The following is a 12,970-nucleotide window of genomic DNA, read 5'->3' on the forward strand; positions in this document are numbered from 1 at the left end:
CCCTACGGAGTGGCCCCCGCAGAGTTCCAAACGGCGGGACGGCCCGGTGGCGAGGGACGGGTCACTGCCCGGTCCGACCGTCGATGCACTCCCGGAGCAGGTCGGCGTGGCCGGCGTGCCGGGCGTACTCCTCGACCAGGTGGACGGCGATGTCGCGGACCTCGGTGGGCTCGCCGTGCACGGGCACCTCCCGGCTCCAGTCGGCCTCCCCGGCCAGCCACGCATCGGCGTCGGCGACCTCGCGTCGCCACGACTCCCACGCCTCGGCGACGACCTCGGGGTCGGCGACGGCGCCGTCGAAGTCGAGGTCGGGCTGGTCCTCCGACCAGTACAGCCGGGGCGCGTCGAGGTTCTCCTGGAGGACCCGCCGGTTCCAGCTGTGCTCCACCTTTGCGAGGTGCCGGACCAGGCCGAGCAACGACATCGTCGACGGTGGCACCGACCGACGGGCGAGCTGCTCGGCGTCGAGCCCCTGGCACTTCATCTCGAACGTGAGGCGGTAGTTGCGCAGGTAGGTCAGGACGGTGTCCTGCTCGCCGTGGGTCGACCGGTAGTCGCGGGGGTCCGCCTGTTGGGTCTCGGTCATGGGCGCCATCCGACCAGCCGTACCCAGGTGCACCCAAGCAGAATCCGACTGGCAGGGCGCGGGGCGGGCGCCGTACGCTGTGCGGCACAGGCGTTCGAGCCGTCATCAGCGGCGAGCCTCCGGAAGAACGGGACCTCCCAGCGATGGGCAGGGCCTCACTAGAACCGGACGGGTAGGCCCGTCACAGCCGTCAACGAGTGGTCGCGTCGTACGACGGGACAAGCGGGGTGGTACCGCGGCAGTGATGTCGTCCTCGTGCCGGAGCACGAACGACGAGCCGCAGGAGAGCCACCGATGACCTACCCCAAGGTCTCCCACACCGACGCCGGTCAGGTACCGGGCAACCCCGCCTTCCCGGCGATCGAGGAAGCCGTGCTGGCCTACTGGGAGAAGGACGGCACCTTCCAGGCCAGCGTCGACCAGCGCCCGGCCGGCGAGAACGGCGACAACGAGTTCGTCTTCTACGACGGCCCGCCGTTCGCGAACGGCCTGCCGCACTACGGCCACCTGCTCACCGGCTACGTGAAGGACGTCGTGCCGCGCTACCAGACGATGCGCGGCAGGCGGGTCGAGCGCCGTTTCGGCTGGGACACCCACGGCCTCCCGGCGGAGCTCGAGGCGATGCGCCTCAACGGCATCAAGACCACCGACGAGATCCTCGAGCTCGGCATCGAGAAGTTCAACGAGGCCTGCCGCGCCTCGGTGATGAAGTACACCGGCGAGTGGCGCGACTACGTCACCCGGCAGGCCCGCTGGGTCGACTTCGACAACGACTACCGCACCATGAACCCCGACTACATGGAGTCGGTGATCTGGGCCTTCAAGCAGCTGCACGAGAAGGGCCTGGTCTACGAGGGATTCCGGGTGCTGCCCTACTGCTGGAACGACGAGACCCCGCTGTCCAACCACGAGCTGCGGATGGACGACGACGTCTACCAGAACCGCCAGGACCCCGCGGTCACCGTCGGCTACCGCATCGAGGGCACCGACGAGTCCGACCCGCTGGCGGGTGTGCTCGCGCTGGTCTGGACGACGACTCCGTGGACGCTGACGTCGAACCTCGGCGTGATGGTGGGCGAGGACATCGCGTACGTCGTCGTGGAGTCCGACGCGACCGGGACCACCGAGCGCTACCTCATCGCCGAGGCCCGGCTGCCGGCGTACGTCCGCGAGCTGGGGGAGGAGCCGGAGGTGCGGGGCCGCTACACCGGTGCCGAGCTGGTGGGGCGCACCTACCAGCCACCGTTCTCCTACTACCTCGGCCACGAGCGCGCCTTCCGGATCGTCGCCGCCTCCGAGTTCGTCACCACCACCGACGGCACCGGACTCGTGCACACCGCCGGCGCGTTCGGTGAGGCCGACAAGGAGGTCACCGACCGCGAGGGCATCGAGGCGGTCATGCCGGTCGGCAAGGACGGCCGGTTCACCGCGCCGGTCGACGAGTACGCCGGCATGCAGGTCTTCGACGCGAACCTCCACATCATCGACCACCTCAAAGCCGCCACCCGCGGAGGGGCTGACCGCGGCGCCGTCACCGAGGGAACGGTGCTGCTGCGCCGCGAGACCTACGACCACTCCTACCCGCACTGCTGGCGCTGCCGCGAGCCCCTGATCTACAAGGGCGTCTCGTCGTGGTTCGTCGAGGTCACCGCGTTCAAGCAGCGGATGATCGAGCTCAACCAGCAGATCAACTGGGTGCCGGACCACATCAGGGACGGCCAGTTCGGCAAGTGGCTGGAGAACGCCCGCGACTGGTCGATCACCCGCAACCGCTTCTGGGGCAGCCCGGTGCCGGTGTGGAAGAGCGACGACCCGGCGTACCCCCGCCTCGACGTCTACGGCTCGTTCGAGGACCTCGAGCGCGACTTCGGACGGCTACCGCGCAACAAGGACGGCCAGCCCGACCTGCACCGTCCGTACGTCGACGACCTGGTGCGCCCGAACCCCGACGACCCGACCGGGAGGTCGATGATGCGCCGGGTCCCCGACGTGCTCGACGTCTGGTTCGACTCGGGCTCGATGTCGTTCGCCCAGGTGCACGTGCCGTTCGAGAACGACGAGTGGTTCCTGCATCACTTCCCGGCCGACTTCATCGTCGAGTACATCGGCCAGACCCGCGGCTGGTTCTACACCCTGCACATCCTCGCCAGCGCGCTGTTCGACCGGCCCGCGTTCGAGAACTGCATCAGCCACGGCATCGTGCTCGGCTCCGACGGCAACAAGATGTCGAAGTCGCTGCGCAACTACCCCGACGTGCGCGAGGTCTTCGACCGCGACGGCGCCGACGCGATGCGCTGGTTCCTCATGGCTTCGCCGATCCTGCGCGGCGGCAACCTGATCGTCACCGAGCAGGGCATCCGGGACTCCGTGCGCCAGGTGATGATCCCGCTGTGGAACAGCTGGTACTTCTTCAGCCTCTACGCCAACGCCGCCGGCGGCCCCGGCCAGGGGTACGACGCGCGGTGGTCGACGGCGTCCACTGACCCGCTCGACCGCTACCTGCTCGCCAAGACCCGGCAGTTCGTCGACGCGATGACCCGGCAGATGGACCACTACGAGGTCGCGAACGCCTGCGACTCGACGCGGGCGTTCCTCGACGTGCTCACGAACTGGTACATCCGCCGCTCCCGCGAGCGGTTCTGGTCGACCGGTGGCGAGGTCGACACCGCGGCGTTCGACACGCTCTACACGGTGCTCGACGTCGTGTGCCGGGTGACGGCGCCGCTGCTGCCGCTCACCACCGAGGAGGTCTGGCGCGGCCTGACCGGCGGCCGGTCCGTGCACCTCGCCGACTGGCCCGATGCCGGCGACCTGCCGGCCGACGACGCTCTGGTGGCCGCGATGGACCAGGTGCGCGACGTCTGCTCGGCCGCCTCGGCGCTGCGCAAGGCGGCCGGCCTGCGCAACCGGCTGCCGCTGGCGGGGCTCACGGTCGTCGTCGACGGCCCCGACGCGCTGACGGGCTTCGAGGCGATCGTCGCCGACGAGCTCAATGTGAAGTCGGTCCTGCTGCTCGACCTCGCCGCCCCGGAAGCTGCGTCGTACGGCGTGTCCCAGCGGCTCACGGTCAACGCCCGCGCCGCGGGCCCGCGCCTGGGCCGCGACGTGCAGGTGGCGATCAAGGGCTCGAAGTCGGGTGACTGGTCGGTGGCCGCGGACGGCACGGTGACCTCCGGCGGGCTGGCGCTCGAGGAGGGCGAGTACACCCTGGAGACCGTCGCCGCCGACTCCGTCGGCGACTCGGCGACCGGCATGCTGCCGCGCGGCGGGTTCGTGGTGCTCGACACCGCGGTCACCCCGGAGCTCGAGGCAGAGGGGCAGGCCCGCGACCTCGTCCGGTCCGTCCAGCAGGCCCGTCGCGACGCCGGCCTCGACGTGTCCGACCGGATCGCGCTGACCGTGCGCGCCCCTGAGACGGTGCTGGCCGCGGCCCGCACCCACGAGGCGCTGGTCGCCGGCGAGACGCTGGCCACCACGGTGTCCTACGAGCCGGCCGAGGAGCTCGACGTCGAGGTGGTCCGGGCGTGACGTCCACCCCACGCGAATGCTCGCTGCGCTCCGCCTCGCTCAGGGACTCCGAATGAGCCTGGCGACCTGGAAGGACCTCTGCATCGACGCGCTCGAGCCCGACACGATGGGAGCATTCTGGGCGCCGGTGCTCGGCCTCGAGCGCGACGTGGTGAAGCCGCACGCGACCGCGCTGCTCGGCTCCGCGCCGTACCAGCGGGTCTGGGTGAACCACGTCGACCGGCCGAAGACCGTCAAGCACCGCGTGCACCTCGACGTGGCCACCGCGGCGATCGAGGACCTGGTCGCGCTCGGTGCCACCGTGGTCGCGCCCATGGAGGAGACCGGGTTGGGGTGGACGCTGATGGCCGACCCCGAGGGCGGCGAGTTCTGCGCGTTCCTCCGCGACCCGGCCGACCTCCCGGCGTACCGCCTGCGTGCGGTCGGCGTCGACTGCGCCGACGCGGCCGCCCAGGCGGCATGGTGGGGCGAGGTCTTCGGCGTGACCCCGACGACGCACGACGGGTGGGTCACGCTCGAGAGGGCGACGCCGGACCCGCTGATCGAGCTCGACTTCGCGCCGGTGCCCGAGCCCCGGCAGGGGCCGAACCGGGTGCACTGGGACGTCACCGGCGAGGTCCGGCCGCTGCTGGAGCGCGGCGCCACGGTCCTGTGGGAGATGCCGGACTGGAGGGTGCTCGCGGATCCCGAGGGCAACGAGTTCTGCGTCTTCCCGCCTCCCCGGGCGTGAGGGGCCGACCTGCTTGGATGAGGGCATGCCGATCGACCTCTCCGCCGACGCCGTCACCCTGACCGAGCAGCTGGTCAACGTCTTCTCCGTCAGCCTCGACGAGAAGCAGATCGCCGACGAGGTCGAGGAGGCGCTGGGCGCGGTCAGCCACCTCGAGGTAACCCGCCGCGGCAACACGGTCGTCGCTCGCACCGACCTCGGTCGCCGGGAGCGTGTGGTGATCGCCGGACACCTCGACACGGTGCCGCTCAACGACAACCTGCCGGCGTGGCGCGACGAGGAGAACCTGCACGGCCTCGGTTCCTGCGACATGAAGGGTGGCGTCGCGGTGGCGCTCAGGCTCGCCGCCCATCTCGCCGCGCCCAACCGGGACGTCACCTACGTCTTCTACGAGGCCGAGGAGATCGAGGCCGAGCACAACGGCCTGGCCAAGCTCGCCGCCAGCGACCCCGAGCTCATGCGGGCCGACTTCGCGATCCTCATGGAGCCGAGCAACGCGGGCGTCGAGGCCGGCTGCCAGGGAACGATGCGCATCGACGTCCGACTCGCCGGCGAGCGCGCGCACAGCGCCCGCAGCTGGATGGGCGACAACGCCATCCACAAGGCCGGGGCCGTGCTGCGGCTGCTCGACGACTACCGCGAGCGGCAGCCGTGGATCGACGGCCTGCGCTACCGCGAGGGCCTCAACGCGGTGAGGGTGCACGGCGGCGTGGCCGGCAACGTGGTCCCCGACGAGTGCGTGGTCGAGGTCAACTACCGCTTCGCGCCCGACCGCTCCGAGGTCGAGGCCGAGGAGTTCCTGCGCGGCTTCTTCCGCGGGTACGACGTCACGATCACCGACAGCGCCCCCGGCGCGCTGCCCGGGCTCTCCGTGCCCGCCGCGGCGGCGTTCCTCGCGACGGTCGGCGGCGAGGCGCACCCCAAGTTCGGCTGGACCGACGTCGCCCGGTTCAGCGGGCTCGGCGTGCCCGCGGTGAACTACGGACCCGGCGACCCGTTGCTGGCGCACAAGCAGGAGGAGCACGTGCCGTTCGCGGACATCGAGCGCTGCGAGGCCCGGCTCCGGGCCTGGCTGACAGAGGGGCTGACGGAGGGGCTGACGGAGGGGATGACGGTCGGGCAGGCAGATCAGGGGGAGGGCGCATGAGCCGGGACAAGCGCAAGGGGCCGGTGCTGATGCGCCGGTCCCAGGTCGACACGGGCACCACCGACCAGCGGCTGCTGGACTCGCGCGGCCCGACGGACTGGGTGCACGCCGATCCGTGGCGAGTCCTCCGCATCCAGTCCGAGTTCGTCGAGGGCTTCGGGGCGCTGGCCGAGCTCGGGCCGGCGATCGGGGTGTTCGGGTCGGCGCGCACCGCGAACCACGACCCGGCGTACGCCCAGGGCGAGCAGGTCGGGCGGCTCCTCGTCGAGCACGGGTTCGCGGTGATCACCGGCGGCGGGCCCGGCGCCATGGAGGCCGCCAACAAGGGTGCCTCCGAGGCCGGCGGCATCAGTGTGGGGCTCGGCATCGAGCTGCCCTTCGAGGCGGGGCTCAACCAGTGGGTCGACGTCGGCATCAACTTCCGGTACTTCTTCGCCCGCAAGACCATGTTCGTGAAGTACGCCCAGGGTTTCGTGGTGCTGCCCGGTGGGCTCGGCACGTTCGACGAGCTCTTCGAGGCGCTCACCCTGGTGCAGACCCAGAAGGTCACGTCGTTCCCGGTCGTCCTGGTGGGCGTCGACTACTGGTCGGGCCTCATGGACTGGCTGCGGGGCACGGTGCTGGCGGGAGGCAAGATCACCCAGGACGACCTCGACCTGATCACGGTCACCGACGACGTCGACCTCGCGGTACGCCTCATGGTGGAGGCGCGCGAGGGCCACGGCCCCACCGCCGACAAGCCGCACCAGCCGGAGTGAGCCGCACATGACCTGGTTCTTCGCGATCCTCATCGTGCTGGCCCTGGGCGGCATCGCGATGGTCGCAAGCGGCTGGGGGGCACCCCTCGCGCCGACGTACGACGACCGGCCGGACGTGCTGGTGCCGGCCGACGACCTGGTCGGGGGCGACCTCCGTCGGGTGCGCTTCACCACCGTCCTGCGGGGCTACCGGATGTCCGAGGTGGACGCCCTCCTCGACCGCCTCGCCGCCCAGCTCGAGGACGCCGAACGTCGTGCCGCCGAGGCGGAGGGCGACGACGGCCCTCCCGCGGACCACCTTGCCGATCACCCAGCCGACCACCCAGCCGACCACCCAGCCGACCACCCTGACGACCACTCTGCCGATCGCCCCGCCGACGGCGGGGGTGATGGCCCCCACACTGGCGTTTAGGGCACACTCGCCCCGTGCCCCTCGAATGGATCGTCTACATCCTCACCGCGCTCGCAGGCGTCGTGGTGGTCCTCACGCGTGTCCGGCTCGGGGGCGACAAGGCGGGAGCCGGACGGCTCCAGATCTCGCACGGCCTGCTCAACACGCACACGATCGTCGGCCTCGCAGCGCTCATGTGCTGGGTGGTGTTCCTGGTCACCGGGTTCGGTGACGGCAGTGGCAACGCGCTCATCGGCATCGCGGCGCTCGCGCTGTGGTGGATCACCGCGATCGTGGGCCTGATGATCCTCATCCGTTGGCTCCCCTCCCAGGGCAAGCACTCCGCCGGCGCCGTCCACGACGAATGGAGCGAAGGGCCGGGGCTCTCGATCCTCGCCCACGTCGGGATGCTGGTCGGCGTCAGCGTGTTCACCTGGGCCTACCTCACCTCGGCGGTGTAGCTCATGTTCTCTCGGGTCCTCCTCACGGCAGCGGCGGTCGCCCTGCCGCTCCTCGCCACCCCGGCGCTCACCTCGGCCTCCCCGGCCGCGCCGGTCGCCCGGCAAGCGGCCGCGCGACTGCCCGACGCGGTCGTGGAGAAGCGCGTGATCGGTCGCAGCCGGCAGGACCGGCCGATCGTCGCCTGGCGGGTCGGTCGTCCCGGCAACCGCGACCGGGCGGTGATCTTCTCGACGATGCACGGCGACGAGCGGCACACCCGGCAGATCCTGCTGGCACTCAGGGACGGTGCCGAGGTGCGTGGCATCGACATGTGGCTGGTGCCGACGTACAACCCCGACGGCTACGCCCGCCACACCCGCAAGAACGCCCGCGGCGTCGACCTCAACCGCAACTTCCCCTACCGCTGGCGCGACCTCGACGGCAGCTACGAGTCCGGGGCGCGGGCCGCTTCCGAGCCCGAGACCCGCGCCGTCATGCGGTTCTTGCGCGACGTGCGCCCGAAGTGGGTGGTCAGCTTCCACCAGCCGCTGCACGGCGTCGACACGGACACCAAGCGGCCGGCGTTCGCACGCCGCCTCGCCGACCACCTCAACCTGCCGCGCAAGCAGTTCACGTGCGGCGGCGTGTGCCACGGAACGATGACGATGTGGTTCAACCACAACTTCGCCGGCGCGGCGATCACGGTCGAGTACGGCGCCAGCCCGACCCGCTACCGCATGCGGAAGGCCGCACCGCGGCAGCTGCTCAAGGCGCTCTACGCCTACCGGGTCGGCTGACCCGGCACAGGATGTGCCGACTCACCGGCCTTCGTAGACCGGCTTCTCCTTGGCGAGGAAGGCGTCCACGGCAGCACGGTGGTCGCGGGTGCCGCCGGTGAGCGTCATCATCTCGCCCTCGAACGCGATCGCGTCCTCGAACGACGCGCCGGCGGAGTTCGCCACCGCGCGCCGGATCGCGCCGTAGGCCACGGTCGGCCCCGCCGCCAGGCGCCCGGCCAGCCGGGCGACCTCGGCGGCGAAGTCCTCGGCCGGCACCACCGACGTGGCCAGGCCGAGCTCCAGCGCCTGCGCCGACCCGATGGTGCTGGGGAAGTAGAGCAGCTCGATCGCCTTGGCCCGGCCGACGATCCGCTGGAGGGTCCACGTGGCGCCGGTGTCCGCCGACAGCGCCACCCCGGTGAAGGCGAGGTTGAAGCCGGCCGACTCGGCCAGCACCCGGAGGTCGCACGCGAACGCCAGGCTCGCGCCGGCCCCGGCAGCCACACCCTGGACCGCGGCGACCACCGGCTTCGGCATCGTCGCCAGCAGCGTCACGATCGGGTTGTAGTGCCGCTCGACGGTGGTGAACAGCGCGTCGCTCGACCCGCTCCGGAGGAGCTCGACGTGCTCCTTGAGGTCCTGACCGACGCAGAACGCGCGCCCGGAGCCGGAGAGCACCACGCAGCGCACCGCGTCGTCCTCCGCGGCCGAGCGGACCGCCTCCAGCAGCGCCTCCTTGGTGGCCACGTCGAGGCTGTTCATCGCGTCCGGGCGGTTCAGCGTGATCGTGGCGACGCCGTCGGCGACCTCGAGGAGGACGGGCTGGTCGGACATCGGGGATCCCTTCGTCGGGGCGAGTGTGGGGCGGGTCGTGGGGCGGGGCAGGTCACTGGAGGCAGCGGTCGACGTACCGGTCGGCGCCGGGCTTGAGCCGCTCCGCCTCCGCGGTGAAGTGTGCCGCAGCCTCCCGCCCCGGCCACGCGGCGGGCAGCAGCTCGTCGGGCAGGCCGGGATCGCGGAACAGGAACAGCCGCCACTCGTGCACCAGCGAGAAACGCTGGGCGAACGCCGCCTCGTCCGGGTCGTCGTGGTCGTCGACGGGCTCGACCTCCCGCACCCGCTCCAGCCACTCGGCGTACTCCTCGCCGAGGGTGGCGAGGTCCCAGCACGACGCCGGGAGTCCGGCCGGCTGGAAGTCGGTCGCGGTCGCGGTGGCCGCGGTCGCGCCCTCGCCTCCCAGCAGGCCGGTGAGCTCGGGCTGCGGCCACGGCGAGATCCAGACGGCGTCAGACAGCTCGGCGTACCCCAGCCAGCCGAGGCCGGCCCGGACCCGGTTGCGGTCGGCGCGCTGCCGGATCGGGTCCAGGAACACCAGGTGCCAGCAGCCGTCCCACTCCCGGCGCGTCGTGCGGTAGATCCGCTCGGCGGCAGCGTCGAGGCGCCGGATCGCCTGCTCCGTCGCGGCGTACCCACGACCGGCCTCCAGCATCGTCGGCTCGAGCCAGCCCTGGATCACCATCCGCGAGATGGCGGTGCGCACCGCCGGCGCGGCGATCCCGACCGGCTCGAGGAGCCGGACCAGCGCGGCCACGGGCGCCTCGTTGCCACGCGTGCGCAGGTGGTCTCCGTAGACATCGAACAGGGCCGACCGCGCGTGCATGGGAGGGAGTCTGCCAGCGAACCTGACCGGAACGTGTCGGAGCACACCCGGCGATAGGGGATAATGGCCGCGCGTACGGCGCCACCAGGCGCTCGGAGGAACAGGAAGAGGTGCGCGGATGGCGGCGATGAAGCCGCGGACGGGCGACGGTCCGCTGGAGGTCACCAAGGAGGGACGCGGCATCGTGATGCGCGTCCCGCTCGAAGGAGGTGGCCGCCTCGTTGTCGAGCTGAACGCCGACGAGGCCGGAGCTCTCGGTGACGCGCTCAAGGACGTCACCGGCTGACGTGCCCACGGGAGTCGACGACATTTCGAACAACACCGCCGGTCGCACTGCCGACCAGGTTCCCGACCAGGTAGTACCTCCCACGTTCTCGTGGACGGGATCGCCGCTGCACGCCCTCGACGCCGACATCGGCGCCGACGGCGGGGTGGTGGTGGCGCTGCCGGTGCTGCCCGCCGACGGGGGCGACGAGGACGGCACCAGCGGTCCGGCGCTGGGCCCCGGTGCCGCGGACCTCGGTGACGCGCTCGGCATCGACCTGCTGGCAGCGCTCGACCACCACGGTGCGACCGGCAAGCCGGGCGAGGTGCACCGGCACCCGGTGCTCGGCCACGAGGGCGTGCGCGAGGTCGCGCTGGTCGGTGTCGGTGACCTGGGGACCGACGCGTTCCGGCTGGCCGGTGCCGCGCTGGCCCGCTCGGTCCGTGACCGCGAGGCGGTCGCGACGACGCTGCCCGGGCTCGCCGACGACGCGGCCCTGCGCGGCTTCGTGGTGGGCCTGACCCTGGCCTCGTTCGGCTTCCACGTGCGGTCGAACGGCCCGAGGAGCAGGCCCGTCGGCCGCGTGCTGCTGGCCGGTGACGGGTCGAGACAACCGGTGGTCGACAAGGCGGTGGCGGTCGCGGGCGCCGGGTGGCGCGCGCGGTTCCTGGCCACGGTGCCGTCGAACATCAAGAACCCTGCCTGGCTCGCCGATCAGGCGGTCGCGGCGGCGGGGGAGACCGGGCTGAAGGTCACGGTCTGGGACGAGAAGCAGCTGGCCAAGGAGGGCTTCGGCGGCATCCTCGCCGTCGGCTCCGCCTCGGCCACGCCGCCGCGGCTGGTCCGGCTCGACCACACTCCGACGAGGTCCGGCCGCAAGACGCACGGCCACGTCGTGCTGGTCGGCAAGGGGATCACGTTCGACACCGGTGGCCTCTCGATCAAGCCGGGCGAGGCGATGGTCAACATGAAGCGCGACATGACCGGGGGCGCGGTCGTGATCGCGACCATGGCGGCGCTGGCCGCGCTCGACGTGCCGGTCCGCGTCACCGGCCTGGTCGCGGCCGCGGAGAACGCCATCGGCGGCGCGTCGTTCCGGCCGGGTGACGTGATCACCCACTACGGCGGCCGCACCACCGAGGTCACCAACACCGACGCCGAGGGGCGCCTGGTGATGGCCGACGCGCTCGCCTACGCCGTCGACAGGATCAAGCCGGACGCCCTGGTCGACGTGGCCACCCTGACCGGCGCGATGAAGGTGGCGCTGGGGCTGCGCACCGGCGGCTACTTCGCCGACCACGAGGGGCTGGCCGCCGCGATCGCGGCCGCCTCGGCCGCCTCCGGCGAGCGCCTGTGGCGGATGCCGCTGCACGAGGAGTACGGCGAGCTGATCGAGTCGAAGGTCGCCGACGCCGACAACGCGGGCGGCGGTCCGGGCGCGATCACCGCCGCCCTGTTCCTGCAGCCGTTCACCGGCGACGTGCCGTGGGCCCACCTCGACATCGCCTCGGTCGGCGACGCCGTGAGCGACTGGGCCGAGTGGACCGCCGGCCCCACCGGATTCGGCACCCGCGTGCTGCTCCACTGGCTCGAGGACGACCCCCTGGGAGGGCTGTGATGAAGGGCCTGACCGTCCGCTGGTCCCTCGCCGACGCGCCGGCCGACGTGGCCGAGCTCCTCGCGACGTACGTCGCGGACACCTCGCACGCCCGGTTCACCGGAAAGGACGGCCTGGGCTTCAAGACCTGGCGGATGCGCCCGGGGGAGTGGTTCGAGGGCTGCTACGTCTTCGCCTCCGACGAGGCGCGGGCGGAGTTCCAGGAGTCCTTCGTCGCCACTGCCGCGGAGTCGCCGGGCTCGCAGATCATCGGCAGCGCGCCGGTGCTCATCGAGCCGTGCGAGGTCGTGGCCATCGCCGAGGGCAAGGACGGCTTCGCCGCCAGCCCGCGCGCGGAGGCCTGACCCCGGTCGGACCGGCCCCCGGGGTCAGTCGCCCTCCGGGACCCAGACCTTCCGGGCGGCCAGCAGGCCGTCGCCGACGGGGAGCAGCACCGGCACCAGACCGTCGTCCGCGGCCACAGCGCGGCCCAGCTCGCGGATCGCGACCGTCTCCTCGTCCCGCTGCGCCGGGTCGGCGACCCGGTCGTGCCACAGGGCGTTGTCGAAGGCGACCACGCCACCGGGGCGCAACAGCCGCAGCGACTCGCCGAGGTAGTCGGCGTACTCCCGCTTGTCGCCGTCGCAGAACACGAGGTCGTAGTGGCCGTCGGTCAGCCGCGGCAGCACGTCGAGGGCCGCGCCCGAGATGGTGCGGATCCGGTTGGAGGCGATGCCCGCGTCGCTGAAGGTCTGCCGGGCCAGGCGCTGGTGCTCGGCCTCGATGTCGACGGTGGTGAGCACGCCGTCCGACCGCATGCCGCGCAGCAGCCACAGGCCCGACACGCCGGTGCCGGTGCCGACCTCGACCACCGCTCGCGCGTCGAGCACGGACGCGAGGAAGCGCAGGGCAGCGCCGCCGCCGGAGCCGATCGGCACCACGCCGACCTCCTCGGCGCGGGCACGGGCCGCTGAGAGCACGTCGTCCTCGGCCACGAACTCCTCGGCGTAGGACCAGCTGGCGGGCTTGATCGTGGTGGGAATGATGGCCTCCTGGGCTCGTACGACGCGCCGTTGCGGCGACCTTAC

Annotated in this window: 14 protein-coding genes; 10 read left to right on the top strand and 4 right to left on the bottom strand. The window is 72.0% G+C overall.

What is annotated here, in order from left to right; translation table 11 throughout:
• Positions 1 to 61 precede the first annotated feature (61 nt).
• Positions 62 to 586 carry a DinB family protein gene (locus tag EKO23_RS03385; protein ID WP_134714069.1) on the bottom strand — a complete coding sequence of 175 codons (525 nt, stop codon included), beginning with the start codon at positions 584 to 586 and terminating at the stop codon, positions 62 to 64.
• A 294-nt stretch (positions 587 to 880) separates the two neighbouring features.
• Here EKO23_RS03385 and ileS point away from each other — a divergent pair, with 294 nt between their 5' ends.
• The 7 genes from ileS to EKO23_RS03420 are packed head-to-tail and all read left to right on the top strand — an operon-like array spanning position 881 to position 8,378.
• On the top strand, positions 881 to 4,114 hold the full coding sequence (ileS, locus tag EKO23_RS03390; protein WP_134714071.1) for an isoleucine--tRNA ligase: 3,234 nt from the start codon (positions 881 to 883) through the stop codon (positions 4,112 to 4,114).
• A gap of 52 nt (positions 4,115 to 4,166) precedes the next feature.
• Positions 4,167 to 4,844 (top strand): VOC family protein, encoded by a 678-nt coding sequence (locus EKO23_RS03395; RefSeq protein ID WP_134714073.1) that lies wholly within the window; start codon positions 4,167 to 4,169, stop codon positions 4,842 to 4,844.
• A 25-nt stretch (positions 4,845 to 4,869) separates the two neighbouring features.
• On the top strand, positions 4,870 to 5,991 hold the full coding sequence (dapE, locus tag EKO23_RS03400; RefSeq protein WP_134714075.1) for a succinyl-diaminopimelate desuccinylase: 1,122 nt from the start codon (positions 4,870 to 4,872) through the stop codon (positions 5,989 to 5,991).
• Entirely contained in the window at positions 5,988 to 6,749 is a 762-nt protein-coding gene (locus tag EKO23_RS03405) for an LOG family protein (protein ID WP_246050872.1), read from the top strand. Before dapE ends, EKO23_RS03405 begins: the two co-directional genes overlap by 4 nt.
• Positions 6,750 to 6,756: 7 nt before the next feature.
• Entirely contained in the window at positions 6,757 to 7,161 is a 405-nt protein-coding gene (locus EKO23_RS26575) for a DivIVA domain-containing protein (protein WP_175582656.1), read from the top strand.
• A 14-nt stretch (positions 7,162 to 7,175) separates the two neighbouring features.
• A complete protein-coding gene (locus tag EKO23_RS03415) occupies positions 7,176 to 7,601 on the top strand; it encodes a hypothetical protein (protein WP_134714077.1) in 426 nt (141 codons plus the stop codon).
• Positions 7,602 to 7,604: 3 nt separating this feature from the next.
• On the top strand, positions 7,605 to 8,378 hold the full coding sequence (locus tag EKO23_RS03420; protein ID WP_134714079.1) for a M14 family zinc carboxypeptidase: 774 nt from the start codon (positions 7,605 to 7,607) through the stop codon (positions 8,376 to 8,378).
• Positions 8,379 to 8,399: 21 nt separating this feature from the next.
• On the opposite strand, the gene EKO23_RS03425 is transcribed toward EKO23_RS03420, so the two are convergent.
• Both EKO23_RS03425 and EKO23_RS03430 read right to left on the bottom strand, forming a co-directional pair.
• Entirely contained in the window at positions 8,400 to 9,194 is a 795-nt protein-coding gene (locus EKO23_RS03425; protein ID WP_134714081.1) for an enoyl-CoA hydratase-related protein, read from the bottom strand.
• A gap of 52 nt (positions 9,195 to 9,246) precedes the next feature.
• Positions 9,247 to 10,020 carry a PaaX family transcriptional regulator gene (locus tag EKO23_RS03430; RefSeq protein WP_134714083.1) on the bottom strand — a complete coding sequence of 258 codons (774 nt, stop codon included), beginning with the start codon at positions 10,018 to 10,020 and terminating at the stop codon, positions 9,247 to 9,249.
• Between the two features lie 118 nt (positions 10,021 to 10,138).
• Between EKO23_RS03430 and EKO23_RS03435 the strand changes: the two genes are divergently transcribed.
• From EKO23_RS03435 to EKO23_RS03445, 3 genes are read left to right on the top strand one after another with little or no spacing between them, the layout of a single operon-like run.
• Positions 10,139 to 10,306 carry a DUF3117 domain-containing protein gene (locus tag EKO23_RS03435; protein WP_134714085.1) on the top strand — a complete coding sequence of 56 codons (168 nt, stop codon included), beginning with the start codon at positions 10,139 to 10,141 and terminating at the stop codon, positions 10,304 to 10,306.
• Position 10,307: 1 nt separating this feature from the next.
• The gene (locus EKO23_RS03440; protein WP_246050873.1) at positions 10,308 to 11,903 is read left to right on the top strand and encodes a leucyl aminopeptidase family protein; all 1,596 of its coding nucleotides are present in this window, start codon (positions 10,308 to 10,310) and stop codon (positions 11,901 to 11,903) included.
• Positions 11,903 to 12,247 (top strand): hypothetical protein, encoded by a 345-nt coding sequence (locus EKO23_RS03445; RefSeq protein WP_134714087.1) that lies wholly within the window; start codon positions 11,903 to 11,905, stop codon positions 12,245 to 12,247. Before EKO23_RS03440 ends, EKO23_RS03445 begins: the two co-directional genes overlap by 1 nt.
• A gap of 24 nt (positions 12,248 to 12,271) precedes the next feature.
• Here the strand turns inward: EKO23_RS03445 and EKO23_RS03450 are convergent, their stop codons facing one another.
• On the bottom strand, positions 12,272 to 12,913 hold the full coding sequence (locus EKO23_RS03450) for an O-methyltransferase (protein WP_134714210.1): 642 nt from the start codon (positions 12,911 to 12,913) through the stop codon (positions 12,272 to 12,274).
• Positions 12,914 to 12,970: the final 57 nt, after the last annotated feature.

This window comes from Nocardioides guangzhouensis (genome assembly GCF_004519545.1).
GTDB lineage: Bacteria > Actinomycetota > Actinomycetes > Propionibacteriales > Nocardioidaceae > Nocardioides > Nocardioides guangzhouensis.

What these genes read in the sequence shown, in the direction of transcription:
- EKO23_RS03445 (WP_134714087.1), top strand. Translation starts at nt 11,903, where the DNA reads ATGAAGGGCCTGACCGTCCGCTGGTCCCTCGCCGACGCGCCGGCCGAC.
- EKO23_RS26575 (WP_175582656.1), top strand. Translation starts at nt 6,757, where the DNA reads ATGACCTGGTTCTTCGCGATCCTCATCGTGCTGGCCCTGGGCGGCATC.
- EKO23_RS03420 (WP_134714079.1), top strand. Translation starts at nt 7,605, where the DNA reads ATGTTCTCTCGGGTCCTCCTCACGGCAGCGGCGGTCGCCCTGCCGCTC.
- EKO23_RS03395 (WP_134714073.1), top strand. Translation starts at nt 4,167, where the DNA reads ATGAGCCTGGCGACCTGGAAGGACCTCTGCATCGACGCGCTCGAGCCC.
- EKO23_RS03425 (WP_134714081.1), bottom strand. Translation starts at nt 9,194, where the DNA reads ATGTCCGACCAGCCCGTCCTCCTCGAGGTCGCCGACGGCGTCGCCACG.
- EKO23_RS03385 (WP_134714069.1), bottom strand. Translation starts at nt 586, where the DNA reads ATGACCGAGACCCAACAGGCGGACCCCCGCGACTACCGGTCGACCCAC.
- EKO23_RS03405 (WP_246050872.1), top strand. Translation starts at nt 5,988, where the DNA reads ATGAGCCGGGACAAGCGCAAGGGGCCGGTGCTGATGCGCCGGTCCCAG.
- dapE (WP_134714075.1), top strand. Translation starts at nt 4,870, where the DNA reads ATGCCGATCGACCTCTCCGCCGACGCCGTCACCCTGACCGAGCAGCTG.
- EKO23_RS03435 (WP_134714085.1), top strand. Translation starts at nt 10,139, where the DNA reads ATGGCGGCGATGAAGCCGCGGACGGGCGACGGTCCGCTGGAGGTCACC.
- ileS (WP_134714071.1), top strand. Translation starts at nt 881, where the DNA reads ATGACCTACCCCAAGGTCTCCCACACCGACGCCGGTCAGGTACCGGGC.
- EKO23_RS03430 (WP_134714083.1), bottom strand. Translation starts at nt 10,020, where the DNA reads ATGCACGCGCGGTCGGCCCTGTTCGATGTCTACGGAGACCACCTGCGC.